The following is an 18,354-nucleotide window of genomic DNA, read 5'->3' on the forward strand; positions in this document are numbered from 1 at the left end:
TAATAAATCGTCCTGCCTGCTACTTCTTTGTGGGTATAAATGTTCGACAAACGGCACTATTTAGTAGCGGAACCGATTCGTTATTGATTTGACGCAAAAAAGATATGGTCATAGCTGTTAGTTTCGTCGCGAAGTTACATCCCTGTAAAAAAGAGGAAAGCAATGGACGTCAGCCGCAGACAATTTTTTAAAATCTGCGCGGGCGGTATGGCAGGAACAACAGTCGCAGCGCTTGGTTTCGCACCTAAGTCTGCACTGGCTCAGGCGCGTAATTACAAACTGCTGCGCGCCAAAGAGATCCGAAACTCCTGCACATACTGTTCCGTGGGATGCGGGCTATTAATGTATAGCCTCGGAGATGGAGCCAAAAACGCGAAGGAAGCGATTTACCATATTGAAGGGGATCCGGACCACCCGGTAAGCCGTGGGGCATTATGTCCTAAAGGCGCGGGTCTGCTGGACTATGTTCACAGTGAAAACCGCCTGCGGTATCCACAATATCGCGCGCCGGGTTCAGACAAATGGCAGCGTATCAGTTGGGATGAAGCATTCTCCCGTATCGCAAAACTGATGAAAGCTGACCGTGATGCCAACTTTATTGAAAAGAACGAGCAGGGCGTCACCGTCAACCGCTGGCTGTCTACCGGGATGCTTTGCGCTTCTGCGGCAAGTAATGAAACCGGTATGCTGACGCAAAAATTTGTGCGCTCTCTCGGCATGCTGGCAGTCGACAACCAGGCACGCGTCTGACACGGACCAACGGTAGCAAGTCTTGCTCCAACATTTGGTCGCGGTGCGATGACCAACCACTGGGTTGATATCAAAAACGCCAACGTCGTAATGGTGATGGGCGGTAACGCCGCTGAAGCACATCCGGTGGGATTCCGCTGGGCGATGGAAGCGAAGAATAATAATGATGCGACATTGATTGTCGTCGATCCTCGCTTTACGCGTACAGCATCGGTTGCGGATATCTATGCGCCGATCCGTTCCGGTACGGACATTACGTTTTTGTCTGGCGTTCTGCTGTACCTGATCGAAAATCAGAAAATCAACGCGGAGTACGTGAAGCATTACACCAATGCCAGCCTGCTGGTACGGGATGATTTTGCTTTCGACGACGGCCTGTTTAGCGGCTATGACGCGAAAAAACGCCATTATGATAAGTCATCATGGAACTATCAGTTCGATGAAAACGGCTATGCAAAACGCGATGACACGCTAAGTCACCCACGCTGCGTGTGGAACTTACTGAAACATCACGTTTCCCGTTATACGCCGGATGTAGTGGAAAACATCTGCGGTACGCCAAAAACTGACTTCCTGAAAGTGTGCGAAGTGTTAGCCTCCACCAGCGCGGCCGACCGTACGACCACCTTCCTTTATGCATTGGGGTGGACGCAACACACCGTCGGGGCGCAGAACATTCGTACGATGGCGATGATCCAGTTGCTGCTCGGCAATATGGGCATGGCTGGCGGCGGCGTTAACGCCTTGCGTGGGCACTCCAACATTCAGGGCTTAACGGATTTAGGTCTTCTCTCTACCAGTCTGAGCGGTTATCTGACGCTGCCGTCTGAGAAACAGACCGATCTGCAAACCTATCTGCAGGCCAATACGCCGAAAGCGACGCTTGCCGAGCAGGTGAACTACTGGGGCAACTATCCGAAGTTCTTTGTCAGCCTGATGAAATCGTTCTACGGCGACGCGGCGCAGAAAGAAAATGACTGGGGATTTGAGTGGCTGCCGAAATGGGATCAGTCCTACGACGTCATTAAATACTTCAACATGATGGATAGCGGCAAAGTGACCGGCTACATCTGTCAGGGCTTCAACCCGGTGGCGTCCTTCCCGGACAAAAACAAAGTGGTGCAGTCCCTGAGTAAGTTGAAATACATGGTCGTTATCGATCCGCTGGTGACAGAGACTTCAACGTTCTGGCAGAACCACGGCGAGTCAAATGATGTCGACCCGGCGTCGATTCAGACCGAAGTGTTCCGTCTGCCGTCCACCTGTTTTGCGGAAGAAGATGGCTCCATTGCTAACTCCGGTCGCTGGCTGCAGTGGCACTGGAAAGGCCAGGATGCGCCAGGCGAAGCCCGCAATGACGGCGAAATTCTGGCCGGGATTTACCATCGTCTGCGCGATCTCTATCGCAACGAAGGCGGTAAAGGCGTAGAGCCGCTGCTGAAAATGAGCTGGAACTACAAGCAGCCAGACCATCCGGAATCCGAAGAGGTCGCCAAAGAAAACAACGGTTATGCGCTGGCCGATCTCTATGACGCCAACGGTGTGCTGATCGCGAAGAAAGGCCAGTTACTGAGCAGTTTCGCTCAGTTGCGCGATGACGGTACCACGGCTTCTTCCTGCTGGATTTATACCGGTAGCTGGACGGAGCAGGGCAACCAGATGGCCAACCGTGACAACGCCGATCCTTCTGGTCTGGGTAACACGTTGGGCTGGGCGTGGGCGTGGCCGCTGAACCGCCGCGTACTGTATAACCGCGCTTCCGCCGATCCGCAGGGTAAACCGTGGGATCCGAAGCGGATGCTGATCCAGTGGAACGGTGCGAAATGGACGGGTAACGATATTCCGGACTTCAACACTGCTCCACCGGGCAGCGCAACCGGGCCGTTTATCATGCAGCCGGAAGGGCTGGGGCGTCTGTTCGCCATTGATAAAATGGCGGAAGGGCCGTTCCCGGAACACTACGAGCCGGTTGAAACGCCGCTGGGAACCAACCCGCTGCATCCAAACGTTATTTCCAATCCGGCGGTGCGCTTGTATGAAGAAGATGCCTTGCGCCTGGGTAAAAAGGATAAGTTCCCGTATGTCGGTACCACTTACCGTCTGACGGAGCACTTCCACACCTGGACCAAGCACGCATTGCTGAATGCGATCGCCCAGCCAGAGCAGTTTGTGGAAATCAGCGAAACGCTGGCCGCCGCGAAAGGTATCGCCAACGGCGACTATGTGAAAGTCAGCAGCCAGCGCGGATTTATTCGTGCCGTTGCGGTGGTCACACGCCGTCTGCGTAGCTTGCAGGTTAACGATCAGCAGGTTGAAACGGTGGGGATCCCGATTCACTGGGGTTTTGAAGGGGTCGCGCGTAAAGGCTATATCGCCAACACTCTGACGCCGAACGTCGGTGATGCAAACTCGCAAACGCCGGAATACAAAGCGTTTTTAGTTAACATCGAGAAGGCGTAAGGGAGGCGAACATATGTCTTTGGAAACGCAGGACATCATCAAACGGTCCGCAACAAACGCCATCACGCCGCCTCCCCAGGCGCGTGATTACAAGGCTGAAGTCGCCAAACTGATCGACGTTTCCACCTGCATAGGCTGTAAAGCCTGCCAGGTGGCGTGTTCGGAGTGGAACGACATTCGCGATGAGGTTGGGCATTGTGTTGGGGTGTATGACAACCCTGCCGATCTGAGCGCGAAATCCTGGACGGTGATGCGCTTTAGCGAAACCGAGCAAAACGGCAAGCTGGAGTGGTTGATCCGCAAAGACGGCTGTATGCACTGTGAAGATCCGGGCTGCCTGAAGGCGTGCCCGTCTGCCGGGGCAATCATCCAGTACGCTAACGGGATTGTTGATTTTCAGTCTGAACACTGCATTGGCTGTGGCTACTGCATTGCCGGGTGTCCGTTTAATGTACCGCGCCTCAATAAAGAGGATAACCGCGTCTATAAATGTACACTCTGCGTCGATCGCGTCAGTGTCGGCCAGGAGCCAGCGTGCGTGAAAACGTGCCCGACGGGGGCGATTCATTTCGGCACCAAGCAAGAGATGCTGGAAATGGCCGAGCAGCGCGTGGAAAAACTCAAAGCGCGCGGGTATGAACATGCCGGTGTTTATAACCCGCAGGGTGTGGGTGGGACACACGTGATGTATGTACTGCATCATGCTAACCAGCCAGAGTTGTATCACGGTTTACCGAAGGACCCGAAAGTCGACACCTCAATCAACCTGTGGAAAGGGGCATTGAAACCGTTGGCGGCAGCTGGGTTTATCGCCACCTTCGCCGGACTGATTTACCACTACATTGGTATCGGCCCGAACAAAGAAGTGGACGACGAAGAGGAGGATCATCATGAGTAAGTCAAAAATGATAGTGCGCACGAAATTTATCGACCGCGCCTGTCACTGGACGGTGGTGATCTGTTTCTTCCTGGTGGCGCTGTCGGGAATTTCGTTTTTCTTCCCGACGCTGCAATGGCTGACGCAAACCTTCGGTACGCCGCAGATGGGGCGCATTCTGCACCCGTTCTTCGGCATCGCGATCTTCGTTGCGCTGATGTTTATGTTCTTCCGTTTTGTACAACACAACATCCCGGATAAGAAAGACATTCCGTGGCTGAAGAATATTGTGGAAGTGCTGAAGGGCAATGAACACAAAGTGGCGGACGTGGGTAAGTACAACGCCGGGCAGAAAATGATGTTCTGGTCGATCATGAGCATGATTTTCGTTCTGCTGGTGACCGGCGTCATTATCTGGCGTCCGTACTTCGCGCAGTTCTTCCCGATGCAGGTGGTGCGTTACAGCCTGCTGATCCATGCGGCGGCGGGCATTATTCTGATGCACGCCATCCTCATCCATATGTATATGGCATTCTGGGTGAAAGGATCGATCAAAGGCATGGTCGAAGGGAAAGTCAGCCGTCGCTGGGCGAAGAAACACCATCCGCGCTGGTATCGCGACGTCGAGAAAGCCGAAGCCAAAAAAGAGAGTGAAGAAGGGTTATAATCTCTTTTGACTCTATACAGTAAAAATGGCGCTGAAAAAGGCGCCATTTTTTTATCAGATGAATTATTGCGTTGCCAGATGACGGAGCCTTGAAATATCAACGGTTTTTTCGGCCTCTGTCAGACTCCAGGCGGTTTGCAGATTCAGCCACATTTGCGGTGAGCTGCCGATCACCACGGAGAGCTTAATCGCCATTTCTGGGGTTAGCGCCGCTTTTCCAGTTAGCAACCGGCTTGCTGTAGAGGGAGCAATGTCCATTGCTCTGGCAAATTCGCGCAGACTGACGTTAAGTTCGTTCAGCGCCTCCTGAATAATCTCCCCCGGGCGGGGATGATTTGCCATTTTCATGCGTGATAGTCCTCGTAATCCAGTATGTATGCATCGCCATTGACGAACTCAAAGGTTATTCGCCAGTTTCCCGATACCGATATCGCCCAAACGCCATCACGATCGCCGCTCAACGAGTGCAGCCTGTAGCCTGGCATGTCGATATCGTTAATATGGCAGGCGGCATCAATAACAGCGAGACGGTGACGCAATCGTTTTACCTGCGTTGTCAGAACGCCTGACGTACGCCCATGAAGAAACAAGTCACGCAATCCCTTGTGTCTGAAGCTCATGATCATCCAAATCATCCTTGTTCCTTCAGGAGGAACGCTATCATTATTGTTTCGTGTGACGCAACAACATTCGCTACGATTGTCGAAATTTTGTGGGGAACTCGTTTAAAGAGAAAGCAGGAGAGGAGGTTTGTGGAAAGCGCTTCGCAAAACAAACGGCGACGAGCAATAAAGCCGTCGCCGTTTACCGATTAACGGCGGAAATCAATCACCATACGGCCACGAATCTGGCCTTGTTCCATCTCTTTAAAGATAGCGTTGATGTCGCCGAGCGGACGCAGGGCCACTTTAGGCACCACTTTGCCTTCTGCGGCAAACTGGAACGCTTCGGTCAGATCCTGACGCGTACCCACCAGCGAACCGACTACCTGAATACCGTCCAGCACCAGGCGTGGAATATCCAGACTCATGGCTTCCGGCGGCAGGCCAACGGCAACCACACGACCGCCAGCACGGACAGCATCGACGGCAGAGTTAAACGCCGCTTTCGCAACGGCAGTCACCACGGCTGCGTGTGCGCCGCCCGTTTTCTCCTGCACGATTTTCGCCGCATCATCAGTGCGTGAATTGATGACCAGATCGGCGCCCATCTCTTTGGCGAGTTTCAGCTGTTCGTCGTTCACGTCGATGGCAATCACTTTGGCGTTAAAGACGTTTTTCGCATACTGCAGCGCCAGGTTGCCCAGACCGCCAAGTCCGTAGATAGCAATCCACTGACCGGGTTTGATCTTCGAGATTTTCACCGCTTTATAGGTGGTAACGCCCGCACAGGTGATGCTGCTTGCCGCGGCGGATTCCAGACCATCCGGCACTTTCACCGCATAATCCGCCACCACAATGCACTCTTCAGCCATACCGCCATCAACGCTGTAACCTGCGTTTTTGACGCTCCGGCACAGCGTCTCGTTGCCGCTGTTACAGTATTCACAGTGACCACATCCTTCAAAGAACCATGCCACGCTTGCGCGATCGCCTGGCTTAAGGGAGGTCACGCCTGGCCCAACGGCAGTAACAACACCAATGCCTTCATGTCCCAGGATAACGCCGGTTTTGTCGCCAAAATCGCCGTTTTTAACATGGAGATCGGTATGACACACACCACAGCACTCCATTTTCAGAAGCGCTTCACCGTGTTGCAGCGAGCGTAGCGTTTTCTCAGTGATATCAACCTGATGATCTTTAGTGACAACAGCAGCCTTCATAGTCTTCTCCTTATCATGATGGTGAACTGCATAGCGAGTAAGGCGAGTGAGTCTTGTTCTCCTTTACCTCGTAAGGATTAATTTTTCTGATGATATATGCAAGCGTAAAGCACGATTATTTCCCTGTTCTGGCCTGTTTTTACCGCCAACGGGCCTGTCAAAGCATAATAAATACTAATATTAATAGCTTGACGAGACAGGTAAGAAAGGGCACCTGGCCGGTGCCCTGATGTCATGCTTATTCTAGCCGCAAAATCAGCGCGTCGATTTCCTGACGCCATTGCGCCTGCAAATGTGGCTTCTGATGCTTTGGCTTACGCGCCAGGTCATTCGCTAATTGCTGTTCCAGCAGCAACAGCTTTTCCAGCAGGCTATCGCTGTCATCCGGGAGGGGATTCGCCGATGCCTGAGCCGTGATAGTCGCCGTTGGCCACGTAACAGCCGTTTCCCGAATCCGCGAGTTGATCGCCTCGAGATCGTGCCATTCGCTCAACACACCCCGTTCAATAAACCAGAAGCGGTTACAGCTTTGGCTGATCAACTGTCGGTCATGACTCACCAGCAATACGCCGCCGCTGAAGGTTTGCAGGGTTTGCGCCAGCGCCTCTTTCCCATCCATATCCAGATGGTTAGTCGGCTCGTCAAGCATCAGCAGGCTAAACCGCGCCAGCGACAATCCCACAAACAATAACCGTGAGCGCTCGCCGCCGCTTAACGTTTTGACCTGCTGCTGATGACGGATCCAGGGAAACCCCGCGCCAATTAGCGCCATCTTGCGTACGTCGGGCTGTGGGGCAAACGGTTCAAGCGCATCAAACAACGAATCATTATCTGCGAGCTGCTGTAGCGTTTGATCGTAATAGCCCAGTGAGACGCGAGGGTGCAGAGACACATTCGCATTGTCCTGCTGAGACTGAAACTGCTGCCAGAGAAGCCGGAGCAGCGATGATTTTCCGCAGCCGTTACGCCCGACAATCGCCACCCGGTCACCGCTTTTTAGCCGCGCCCCCGGAACAGAAAACAGCACTGGGGTTTCCGCCGCCGGCGACACGAACAGGTCGTTCATCTCCAGCAAACGGTCAGCGCGGACGCTATCACCCTGTAATGTTAGTGACCACTGACTTCCTGCCGTGACGTCTGTCTGCGCGGCTTTCAGACGGGAAACCTGTTTTTCCATCTGCTTCGCTTTGCGGGACAAATCTTCGTTGTCATAAACCCGTCCCCAGTTCGCCAGGCGTTTGGCGCTGGCGGTGACTCTGTCGATCTCTTTTTGCTCTGCTTTGTGGCGCAGCGCATCACTGACATCCGCATCCGCTAATGCCTGTCTCGCCGCGCTACAGGGCAGCACGAACGCGTGCAGGCGACGATCGCGCAGGATCCAGGTGCCGTTAGTGACCGCATCCAACAGATTAGGATCGTGGGAGACCACAACGAAACTGCCTGACCAGCGTTGTAAGAACTGTTCCAGCCACAATAAGGTGGGGAGATCCAGATGGTTGCCGGGCTCATCCAGTAACAACAGGTCGGGACGACGCATCAACGCGCGGGCCAGTAACAGACGCGTATGCTGTCCGCCACTCAGCACTTGCGCTGACAGTGACAACTCCTCAGCAGTAAAACCCATTTCCGCGAGTAATGACTCCGCCTGCCATTGCTGGCTTAGGCGTTCGCGTTCCGGCAGTTGCGCCAACACCGCTTCCCGTAGGGGTAACGAGAGAATGTCAGACGGCAAATGTTGTTCAACACGGGCGAGATGACAGTGACTGGCCAGAGAAACGGTGCCTGAGGTTGGCGTTTCGCTGCCGTCGAGAATTTTTAGCAGTGTGCTTTTGCCACAGCCGTTGTCGCCGATAAGCCCTATACGATCGCCTTTTTTCAGCGTAAAGGTGAGATCACAGAATAACGGGCCAAACGCCGTATCAACGTGTAAAGATTGTGCGGTTAATAAAGTGCTCATTGTTGCTTACTCAAGAGTTACAGGCGTAAAAACGCCTCGTCAAACATCGCTGACGATAACCCGGTAAGCCCGAGAGAAGGGGAAAGAGAAGGTCGCTTCGCTCAAGCCGAAGTTATCGCAGCACGATATCGATAACGCTTGAGCACTGACGATCGCCTAATGTATGTGAAGCGATGAAACGTTCACAGTACAGCATAAGTATCCTCCTTTTATTTTCCGAATGTTAATGGGTGGTGAAAGTGTAAGCACAAAGGGGGAATTTCGCCACTGTAAACATCGGCGGGAAGATAACCCGGCAACCATTCGTCACCGGGCCATAGGGGGAGTTAGATGGACGTACGGCGGTAATCGCGGTATTCCGCCTGCCAGAAGTTATCGTCGATAGCCTGTTGCAACGCCTCGGCGGAGGTTTTCACCGCGACACCCTGTTGCTGGGCCATTTTGCCGACGGCAAAAGCAATGGCGCGCGACACGGCCTGGATATCTTTCAACTCCGGTAACACCAGCCCTTCACCGTTGAGTACCATCGGCGAATATTTCGCTAACGTTTCACTGGCCGACATCAGCATCTCGTCGGTAATCCGTGACGCGCCTGCGGCGATCACGCCCAGACCGATCCCCGGGAAGATATAGGCGTTATTACACTGAGCGATAGGATAGGTTTTGTCTTTCCACACCACCGGGGCGAACGGACTGCCCGTCGCCACCAACGCGCTGCCTTCCGTCCAGGCGATGATGTCCTGCGGTGTGGCTTCCACGCGAGAGGTCGGGTTAGACAACGGCATCACGATCGGACGCGGACAATGCTTGTGCATCTCGCGAATGATCTCTTCGGTAAACAGCCCCGTCTGACCGGAAACGCCGATTAAAATATCCGGCTTCACATTCCGCACCACATCAAGCAGGGAGAGCACGTCGTTTTGCGTATCCCACTGGTGCAGATTTTCACGTTTTTGCACCAGTTTGGTCTGGAACGGCAGCAGGTTAGGCATCTGGTCGGTTAACAGACCAAAGCGATCCACCATAAACACGCGCTGGCGAGCGGCTTCTTCGCTTAGCCCTTCGCGCTGGATCTGCGCAACTATCTGCTCGGCAATCCCACAACCTGCAGAACCTGCGCCGAGGAAGACGATTTTTTGCTCGCTTAACTGGCTACCCGCAGCATGGCTGGCCGCAATGAGCGTGCCGACGGTAACCGCGGCCGTTCCCTGGATATCATCGTTGAAAGAGCAAATTTCATCACGATAGCGGTTGAGTAACGGCATCGCGTTTTTCTGGGCAAAATCTTCGAACTGCAACAGCACGTCCGGCCAGCGTTGCTTCACCGCCTGGATGAAGTCATCGACAAATTCATAGTACTCATCGTCGGTGATACGCGGGTTACGCCAGCCCATGTAGAGCGGATCGTTCAGCAGTTGCTGGTTATTGGTGCCGACATCCAGCACCACCGGGAGGGTGTACGCCGGACTGATCCCGCCACAGGCGGTGTACAGCGACAATTTACCGATGGGAATACCCATACCGCCAATTCCCTGGTCGCCCAGACCCAGAATACGTTCACCGTCAGTCACCACGATCACTTTGATATTGTGATTCGGGACGTTTTGCAGGATATCGTCCATGTTGTGGCGGTTCTGGTAGGAGATAAACACGCCGCGCGAACGACGGTAGATCTCAGAGAAACGCTCACAGGCGGCACCGACCGTTGGGGTATAGATGACCGGCATCATCTCATCGAGATGGTTATGCACCAGTCGGTAGAACAGGGTTTCGTTGGTATCCTGAATGTTGCGCAGGTAAATGTGTTTGTCGATTTCAGTTTTGAATCCCTGGTACTGGATCCAGGCGCGTTCGGCCTGCTCTTCAATCGTTTCGACGACTTCCGGTAGTAACCCCAGCAGGTTGAAGTTACGACGCTCTTCCGCACTGAATGCGCTGCCTTTGTTCAGGAGAGGAAATTCAAGCAGTACAGGGCCAGCGTAGGGGATGTAAAGGGAACGCGGTTTCTTGGTTTTGATGTCCATGTCACTCACTCTTTTTTGAATTACCGTCCCTGGCATTGTCGTTTATCGTCATATGTTGCCTTGCCGCCAGGGAATCGGGCACAGATTATAAAGCATTGTGTATGGATAGAGGGGTTTTATAAGCAAAAACACCATTGCGGTGGCAATGGTGTTTGTCGTCATATCAACACAGGCGGGTACTAGTTGCTGTCAGCGCGGCGTTTTCTTCCGGTTGGATTGTTGACCACGCTGGTTTTGTCGCCTTCGGTCACGGTTTTACGTTGATTGGAGATTTTGTGGTCCTGTCCAAGAATATGACGGGCCTGACGGTTCGATTTCATTCTAACTCCTTAATCCTGCTAATGGTTTCAAGGATGAGCCCGCGCGATGTCGGACGAAATACAACCCCATAGAAAGCCGCTCTCAGCGAAAACGGCTTACTGGATGGTCGACCATTTTATCTGAAAGGTCAATGTTTAAGCGGCAATTCAGAACGTTCTCTTATCTATCCTGTTTGCGTACAGGCGTCCTATACTTGTTATCCCGACGACAATTAAGGAGAGTAGCAATGACAATCCATAAGAAAGGTCAGGCACACTGGGAAGGCGACATTAAACGCGGAAAAGGCACCGTTTCAACCGAAAGCGGCGTGCTGAATCAGCAGCCTTACGGGTTTAACACGCGCTTTGAAGGCGTTAAAGGCACCAACCCAGAAGAGCTGATTGGTGCCGCGCATGCGGCCTGTTTCTCGATGGCGCTTTCGTTGATGCTGGGAGAGGCTGGGTTTACGCCAACCTCAATCGATACCACGGCAGATGTCTCACTGGATAAAGTGGATGCCGGGTTTGCGATCACCAAAATTGCGCTCAACAGCGTGGTGGTGGTGCCCGGTATAGATGCGTCGACCTTTGACGGGATTATCCAGAAAGCGAAGGCCGGGTGCCCGGTATCTCAGGTATTGAAGGCAGAAATTACCCTTGATTATCAGTTACAGTTAACACCGTAACTGACCCCGTTGCGCATACCGGCCTGCAATCGCCCAGGCCGGTAAAGGTAACAAGATTTACTGCGCGACCCAGCCGCCATCCATATTCCACGCCACGCCGCGCACCTGGGCTGCCCCTTCGGAACATAAAAAGAGCGTCAGCTCGCCAAGCTGTTCTGGGGTGACAAACTCACGGGAAGGCTGTTTTTCTGCGAGCAGCGCATCGCGGGCGCTTTCCGGCGCTGCGCCGTCGGCAATCCGTTTGTCGATTTGCTGCTGTACCAACGGCGTCAACACCCAGCCAGGGCAGAGGGCGTTACAGGTCACGCCGCTTTGCGCTGTTTCCAGCGCGGTGGTTTTGGTCAGTCCCACCACCCCGTGTTTTGCCGCGACATAGGCGGATTTCTCTTTCGACGCCACCAGTCCATGCACCGAGGCAATATTAATGATCCGTCCCCAGTTACGCTCGCGCATCCCCGGCAGCGCCAGTCGCGTGGTGTGGAACACGGACGAGAGGTTAATCGCAATGATGGCGTTCCATTTTTCCACCGGAAAGGTCTCAACCGGGGAAACATGCTGGATCCCGGCATTGTTGATGAGAATATCCACGCCGCCAAATTCGCTTTGCGCATAGCGCATCATGTCGGCGATTTGTGTTTCATCACTGAGATCGGCGCCATGATAGCCCGGCGTGGTGCCGTATTGCGCCACGCGATCTTTTGCCGCCTCAATATCGCCAAAACCATTAAGAATAATGTTAGCGCCTGCTTTTGCGAGCACCTGCGCAATCCCCAAACCAATACCGCTGGTGGAACCGGTAACCAGAGCGGTTTTACCGTGTAAATTCATCATGATTCTCCTCAGACAATGCCGGTGGCGTAAAAGACGCCGATAACAAACAGTACGGCCAGACTTTTAATCACGGTGATGGCAAAAATCCCGCCGTAAGCCTGACGATGACTCAATCCGGTGATCGCCAGCAGCGTAATCACCGCCCCGTTGTGCGGCAGCGTGTCCATACCGCCACTGGCCATTGAGGCCACGCGGTGTAGCACTTCCAGCGGAATGTTCGCCGCGTTCGCCGCCGCAATAAAGGTGTCGGACATCGCGGCCAGGGCGATACTCATCCCACCCGATGCCGAGCCGGTGATCCCGGCAAGCGTGGTGACGCTAATGGCTTCGTTGAGCAGCGGATCAGGAATCGCCGCCAGCGCTTTCGACAACACCAGAAAACCCGGCAGGGCGGCGATAACGGCGCCGAAACCATATTCTGATGCCGTATTCATTGCCGCCAGAATGGCGCCGCCAACCGCGGTTTTACTGCCTTCCGCCATGCGGCCATGAATATTGCGATAACCGAACACCACCACCAGGATGATCCCGGAAATCAGCGCCGCTTCAACGGCCCAAATCGCAGTGATTTTGCCCACTTCGGTGGTGATCGGCTTGGCAAGGCCAGGAAGTTCCAGCTGATGCGTCGCACCGTACCACTTCGGGATCCAGCGGGTAAACAACAGGTTAAACACCCCCACCAGAATCAGTGGCGAAATCGCAATGATCGGGTTTGGCAGATTAATATTATCCGGCGTTTCCGGTTCATTGAGCAGGTTGCTACCGTACCCTTCGTTTTTCGCCTGCGCTTTGCGACGCTGGCGTTCCAGATAAAAAAGCCCGACGCAGATGATAAACAGCGAGCCAATTAATCCGAGCCAGGGCGCTGCCCAGGCATTGGTGCCAAAAAAGCTGGTCGGGATGATGTTCTGGATCTGCGGCGTTCCCGGCAGGGCATCCATCGTGAAGGAAAACGCCCCCAGCGCCACCGTTGCCGGGATCAGGCGTTTAGGAATATTGCTTTGTCTGAACAGTTCCGCGGCAAACGGATACACCGCAAATGCCACCACAAACAGCGACACCCCGCCGTAGGTCAGCAGCGCACAGACCAGCACAATCACCGGAATGGCATGCCGCCGGCCCAGAATGTTGATTGCCGCAGCGACAATCGAGCGGGAAAAACCAGACAATTCGATCAACTTGCCAAACACGGCGCCCAGTAAGAAGACGGGGAAGTAGAGTTTTACAAAGCCGACCATTTTCTCCATGAATAAACCGGTAAAGGTCGGGCCAACGGCGCTCGGATCCGTCAACAGAACAGCGCCTAATGCCGCGATGGGGGCAAACAGGATGACGCTGTATCCACGATAGGCTGCCAGCATTAGCAGGCCTAACGCGGCCAGGGCGATTAACACACTCATCAAGACTCCTCAGTATCATTGTTATAGTGGGGTACAGAAAGAGAAGTTACGGCTTTAAGGCAAAGCGCAGTTGATGCTCCCGACGCTGCTGGATGTACTCCTTACGGGCGTCATCCCAACGATAAAATCCCTGACCGCTGCGTAGGCCAGTCTCACCACGTGCCACTTTTTCCGTGATCAGCGACAGCATGTCGCTACCGGTTGCCAGTTCAGGCAGCAGATGCCGACAGATATCCTGCACCGTGGCAAGACCGGTCATGTCTGCGGCCTCCAGCGGCCCCACCATGGCATAACGGCGACCTAACGACGCGCGCATCACCTGATCAACCACCTCGGCGCTGGCGATCCCGCTCTTCACGATATGCAGTGCTTCACGCAGCAGGGCGAATTGCAGACGATTACCGACAAAGCCGGGCGCGGCGCGATCAAGCACCACCGCTTCCAGTTGCATGTCGAGCAGGAGATGTTGCAGCCAGCCCGTCAGCTCTGGCCGGGTGGCGCTGCCGGGCACAATTTCGACCAGCGGGATAAAGTGGGGTGGATGCCAGAAATGGGCAATCAGCAAGCGTTCAGGGTGCTTCAGGGGCGCGGCCAGCGCGTCCGGCGGCAAACCGCTGGTGTTACTGGCGATCACCGTGTCGGGATCGATGCACGCTTCCAGCTGTGCATACAGCGCATGTTTAAGCTCGAGCCGTTCAGGAATGGCCTCGATCAGAACCTGCGAGGAGGCGACATCCTGAAGCGTAGTGGTGCCTTTGAGTCGGCGAATCACCGCCGTTTTATGCTCGGGCGAAAACTGCCCGGTGGCGTTCAGCTCATCAAGAATCGAACCTGCAACGGCGCTAATTTCGGCAATTCTGGCGCTATCGGTATCAAACAGCCAGACTTCATGCCCGTAACGGGCAAAGTGGGTGGCAATCCCGACGCCCATCAATCCCGCCCCGAGGACGGCGAAGTGGTTACTTTGCATGATGGGCTCCCGTTGGGCGTTCCACCGCCAGCGCCACGCCCTGGCCGCCGCCGACGCACAGCGTCGCCAGCCCTTTGTCAACATCACGGCGCGCCATTTCGTGCAGCAACGTCACCAGAATACGGCAGCCGGATGCACCGATAGGATGGCCCAGCGCAATCGCACCGCCGTTGACGTTGACCTTGTCACTGTCCCATTGCAGCGAATCGCCGACCGCCAGTGCCTGGGCGGCAAAGGCTTCATTGGCTTCGATAAGATCAACGTCGTTAAGCGCCCAGCCTGCACGGGACAAGCACTCGATACTGGCATTCACCGGCCCGATCCCCATGATCGACGGGTCAACGCCGGAAACCGCATAACCGGAGATGCGAGCGAGAACCGGCAGATTCAGCGCTTGCGCTTTACGAGCGCTCATCATCATCACCGCCGCCGCGCCGTCGTTGAGAGAAGAGGCATTTCCCGCCGTGACGGTGCCAGTTCCCGGGCGAAACGCCGGTTTGAGCTGTGCCAGTTTTTCGGCGGCGGTATCCGGTCTTGGTTGCTCATCGGTAGTGACCAGACGCGGCGGTTTTTTACCCTGCGGAACGCTCACTGGGGTGATTTCCTCAATAAAGCGCCCGGATTCCATCGCGGCGGCCGCCTGTTTCTGCGAGCGCAGGGCGAAGGCGTCCTGGCGCTCACGGCTAATGGCGAACCTTTCCGCCAGATTTTCGGCGGTAATACCCATATGGTAATCGTTGAAGGCATCCCACAACCCGTCATGCACCACGCTGTCTTTCAGACTGGTGTGACCCAGGCGTAATCCGGCGCGGGCGCCGTCGAGAAAATAGGGGGCATTGCTCATGCTTTCCTGTCCCCCGGCAATGACAATTTCCGCATCGCCGCAACGAATCGCTTGCGCGGCCTGCTGTACCGCTTTTAGCCCGGAGCCGCAGACCAGATTGACGGTCACGGCGGGGGTTGTGACGGGTAAACCGGCGTTTAACGCACTCTGTCTGGCGGGGTTTTGTCCGCTGCCGGTGGTGAGTACCTGACCAAAAATCACTTCATCAATCAGTTCAGGCGAAACAGCGGTTTTCTCCAGCAAGGCCTTAATGACCGCCGCGCCGAGGTCGACAGCGGAAAGGGGCGCCAGTGCGCCATGAAAACTGCCAATCGGTGTCCGCGTTGCCGCGACAATAACAACGTCCTGCATGATGTTCTCCTCAGGCAAAGTGCATTTCAGGAACCTGATCCGCAACGATCAGCTTGCCTGCGGTTTTCTCAATGATTTCTTCCACGCTGACGCCAGGTGCTCGTTCACGCAGAATGAACGCACCATCGGCGATGTCGAGCAACGCCAGGTCGGTCAGAACACGTTTGATACATCCCACGCCGGTCAGCGGCAGGGTGCAGGCGGGCAGTAATTTGGATTCGCCGTTTTTGGAGGCGTGGGTCATGACGACGATGATGTTCTCGGCGCCGGCAACCAAATCCATTGCGCCGCCCATTCCTTTCACCATCTTGCCGGGGATCATCCACGAGGCGATGCTGCCGTTGACGTCTACCTCAAACGCGCCGAGCACCGTCAGATCGACGTGACCGCCACGGATCATGGCGAACGACTGCGCCGAGTCGAAAATCGCCGCCCCTTTGCGGGCCGTCACGGTCTGTTTCCCGGCATTGATCATGTCGGCATCGAGTTCCCTTTCGGTCGGAAATGCCCCCATACCCAGCAAACCGTTTTCTGACTGCAACATCACGTCCATTCCGTCGGGAATATAGTTCGCGACCAGCGTAGGGATGCCAATCCCCAGATTAACGTAGTAACCGTCGCGCAGTTCGCGGGCGACACGCATCGCCATTTGTTCACGCGTTAACATGGTCAGACTCCTTGGGCCCGCAGGGTGCGTTGTTCAATACGTTTCTCGAAATGCCCCTGGATAATGCGGTTGACGAAAATACCGGGGGTATGGATGGCGGCGGGATCAAGCTCGCCGGGAGGGACAATCTCTTCTACTTCCACCACCGTGATTCGCCCGGCGGCGGCCACTAAGGGATTGAAGTTTTGCGCGGTATGGCGGTAAATCACGTTCCCGTACCAGTCGGCTTTCCAGCCTTTAACCAACGCGAAATCACCGGTGATCGCCCGTTCCATGATGTAAGGACGACCATCAAATTCGCGCACCTCTTTACCTTCAGCGACGGGCGTACCGTAGCCGGTAGCGGTAAAGAAGGCAGGAATGCCCGCGCCGCCAGCACGCAGTTGCTCAGCCAGCGTGCCTTGCGGGGTCAGCACGGCATCCAGTTCGCCGCTCAATACCTGCTTTTCGAACAGCGCATTTTCACCGACATACGAGGCAACGACTTTGCGTACCTGGCGGTTGTCCAGCAGAACGCCAAGCCCGAAACCGTCCACGCCGCAGTTATTCGACACGACCGTTAACCCCTGAACACCCCGGCGACGAACCTCCTCGATCAGGTTCTCCGGAATGCCGCATAAACCAAACCCGCCCGCCAGCAGCGTCATGTTGTCGGTCAGTCCTTCCAGTGCCTCTTTATAGGTGGCAACCCGTTTATCCAGTCCAGCCATACACTTGCCCCTCCTGTTAACCTTGCCGACATCATTAGGGGCGAAAAATAATTTGTTAATTTTAAATTTGTGACTCACTCATTTGGTTTTTTTATCAATTTAATGTTAATTAAACGTATTCAATAGGTTAAAGAGAAGAAAAATGAGAATGAGCATCAAACAGTTACGCGCGTTTTTAGCGGTAGCTCACACTCTTAATTTTGCTCATGCCAGTGACCGGCTGAATATGTCGCAACCCGCACTGAGTCTGGCCATTAAAGGGCTGGAAGAGGCGCTTGGTGGGGCGCTCCTGTTGCGAACGACCCGTAAAGTCACGCTAACCCAGGAAGGGGAAACGTTTCTGACGATGGCGCGACAGCTGCTCGCCGACTGGGAAAACACCGAAGAGGCGATGCGTCAGCGGTTTACCTTACAGCGTGGAAAAGTCTCCGTGGCCGCCATGCCGTCATTTGCCGCCAACGTTTTACCGCCGGTGCTGAAAACCTTTCGCGATCGCTATTCCGGGATCAATGTCACCGTCCACGATGTGATCAATGAACAGGTGATTGAGATGGTCAGTGAAGGGCGGGTGGAGATGGGCATTGCGTTTGAACCGGAATTCTCCGGGCACCTCCATTTTACGCCGCTGGGGATGGATCGCTTCATCGCCATTGTTCCGCCCGACAGTAAACTTGCCACCCGTGAACGCATTTGCTGGCGAGAGCTGCTGAGTCTGGATTTCATTGCGTTGCAGCGTCCCTCGGCGGTTCGCCTGATGTTAGAAGAGAAGCTGGCGCAAAGCGGTCGACCGCTGGAAGTGGCGCTCGAAAGCCACCAACTGGTGACTATCGGGCGGCTGGTGGCGAACGGGTTAGGCGGCAGCGCGGTACCGGCGTTATGTCGCACCCAAATGACCGAACTGGGCGCGACCTGTCTGGATCTCGACGGGCCGGTGATCGAGCGTCGTGTAGGGGTGCTGTGCGCGGCGCATCAAAAACTGTCAACGGCGGCCCAGGCGCTGATGGAAACCCTGAAAAAGGCCTACAACGCCTGACGCAGA

17 protein-coding genes are annotated in these 18,354 nt (G+C 54.8%); 5 read left to right on the forward strand and 12 right to left on the reverse strand.

Going from position 1 to position 18,354, the window contains the following annotated elements; translation table 11 throughout:
• Nucleotides 1-162: 162 nt before the first annotated feature.
• Genes fdnG through fdnI form a run of 3 tightly spaced genes read left to right on the forward strand, consistent with a single transcriptional unit; the run spans nt 163 to nt 4,754 of the window.
• On the forward strand, nt 163-3,210 hold the full coding sequence (fdnG, locus tag JM656_RS11015) for a formate dehydrogenase-N subunit alpha (protein ID WP_203361178.1): 3,048 nt from the start codon (nt 163-165) through the stop codon (nt 3,208-3,210).
• A gap of 13 nt (nt 3,211-3,223) precedes the next feature.
• On the forward strand, nt 3,224-4,108 hold the full coding sequence (gene fdnH / locus JM656_RS11020) for a formate dehydrogenase N subunit beta (RefSeq protein WP_192612223.1): 885 nt from the start codon (nt 3,224-3,226) through the stop codon (nt 4,106-4,108).
• Nucleotides 4,101-4,754, forward strand: a complete 654-nt coding sequence (gene fdnI, locus JM656_RS11025) for a formate dehydrogenase-N subunit gamma (protein ID WP_162382270.1) — start codon at nt 4,101-4,103, stop codon at nt 4,752-4,754. The genes fdnH and fdnI overlap by 8 nt, the downstream gene beginning before the upstream one ends.
• A gap of 63 nt (nt 4,755-4,817) precedes the next feature.
• On the opposite strand, the gene JM656_RS11030 is transcribed toward fdnI, so the two are convergent.
• The 6 genes from JM656_RS11030 to sra form a co-directional block, all read right to left on the reverse strand.
• Complete coding sequence (locus tag JM656_RS11030; protein ID WP_203361179.1) at nt 4,818-5,102, reverse strand: HigA family addiction module antitoxin; 285 nt, start codon at nt 5,100-5,102, stop codon at nt 4,818-4,820.
• The gene (locus JM656_RS11035) at nt 5,099-5,380 is read right to left on the reverse strand and encodes a type II toxin-antitoxin system RelE/ParE family toxin (protein WP_203361275.1); all 282 of its coding nucleotides are present in this window, start codon (nt 5,378-5,380) and stop codon (nt 5,099-5,101) included. Before JM656_RS11035 ends, JM656_RS11030 begins: the two co-directional genes overlap by 4 nt.
• A 185-nt stretch (nt 5,381-5,565) precedes the next feature.
• A complete protein-coding gene (gene adhP / locus JM656_RS11040; protein WP_203361180.1) occupies nt 5,566-6,576 on the reverse strand; it encodes an alcohol dehydrogenase AdhP in 1,011 nt (336 codons plus the stop codon).
• 238 nt (nt 6,577-6,814) lie between these two features.
• Nucleotides 6,815-8,533, reverse strand: coding sequence for an ABC-F family ATP-binding cassette domain-containing protein (locus JM656_RS11045; protein ID WP_203361181.1), 1,719 nt, complete (start codon nt 8,531-8,533; stop codon nt 6,815-6,817).
• Nucleotides 8,534-8,859: 326 nt separating this feature from the next.
• On the reverse strand, nt 8,860-10,557 hold the full coding sequence (gene maeA / locus JM656_RS11050) for a malate dehydrogenase (RefSeq protein WP_203357833.1): 1,698 nt from the start codon (nt 10,555-10,557) through the stop codon (nt 8,860-8,862).
• 179 nt (nt 10,558-10,736) lie between these two features.
• A complete protein-coding gene (gene sra, locus JM656_RS11055; protein WP_203357834.1) occupies nt 10,737-10,877 on the reverse strand; it encodes a stationary-phase-induced ribosome-associated protein in 141 nt (46 codons plus the stop codon).
• A 227-nt stretch (nt 10,878-11,104) separates the two neighbouring features.
• Between sra and osmC the strand changes: the two genes are divergently transcribed.
• Nucleotides 11,105-11,542 (forward strand): peroxiredoxin OsmC, encoded by a 438-nt coding sequence (osmC, locus tag JM656_RS11060; RefSeq protein ID WP_192612216.1) that lies wholly within the window; start codon nt 11,105-11,107, stop codon nt 11,540-11,542.
• A 57-nt stretch (nt 11,543-11,599) separates the two neighbouring features.
• Here osmC and JM656_RS11065 read toward each other — a convergent pair whose 3' ends face one another.
• The 6 genes from JM656_RS11065 to JM656_RS11090 are packed head-to-tail and all read right to left on the reverse strand — an operon-like array spanning nt 11,600 to nt 17,315.
• Entirely contained in the window at nt 11,600-12,370 is a 771-nt protein-coding gene (locus JM656_RS11065) for a 3-hydroxybutyrate dehydrogenase (protein WP_203361276.1), read from the reverse strand.
• 11 nt (nt 12,371-12,381) lie between these two features.
• On the reverse strand, nt 12,382-13,776 hold the full coding sequence (locus JM656_RS11070) for a GntP family permease (protein ID WP_203357835.1): 1,395 nt from the start codon (nt 13,774-13,776) through the stop codon (nt 12,382-12,384).
• A gap of 43 nt (nt 13,777-13,819) precedes the next feature.
• Nucleotides 13,820-14,743 (reverse strand): 3-hydroxyacyl-CoA dehydrogenase family protein, encoded by a 924-nt coding sequence (locus tag JM656_RS11075; protein ID WP_203357836.1) that lies wholly within the window; start codon nt 14,741-14,743, stop codon nt 13,820-13,822.
• Nucleotides 14,733-15,938 (reverse strand): acetyl-CoA C-acetyltransferase, encoded by a 1,206-nt coding sequence (locus tag JM656_RS11080; RefSeq protein ID WP_203357837.1) that lies wholly within the window; start codon nt 15,936-15,938, stop codon nt 14,733-14,735. Before JM656_RS11080 ends, JM656_RS11075 begins: the two co-directional genes overlap by 11 nt.
• A gap of 10 nt (nt 15,939-15,948) precedes the next feature.
• A complete protein-coding gene (locus tag JM656_RS11085) occupies nt 15,949-16,605 on the reverse strand; it encodes a CoA transferase subunit B (RefSeq protein WP_203357838.1) in 657 nt (218 codons plus the stop codon).
• Between the two features lie 2 nt (nt 16,606-16,607).
• On the reverse strand, nt 16,608-17,315 hold the full coding sequence (locus tag JM656_RS11090; RefSeq protein WP_203357839.1) for a CoA transferase subunit A: 708 nt from the start codon (nt 17,313-17,315) through the stop codon (nt 16,608-16,610).
• 142 nt (nt 17,316-17,457) lie between these two features.
• On the opposite strand from JM656_RS11090, the gene JM656_RS11095 reads away from it, so the two are divergent.
• Nucleotides 17,458-18,348, forward strand: coding sequence for a LysR family transcriptional regulator (locus JM656_RS11095; RefSeq protein ID WP_203357840.1), 891 nt, complete (start codon nt 17,458-17,460; stop codon nt 18,346-18,348).
• Nucleotides 18,349-18,354: the final 6 nt, after the last annotated feature.

The sequence above is a fragment of the Citrobacter sp. R56 genome (assembly GCF_016811995.1).
GTDB lineage: Bacteria > Pseudomonadota > Gammaproteobacteria > Enterobacterales > Enterobacteriaceae > Citrobacter_D > Citrobacter_D enshiensis.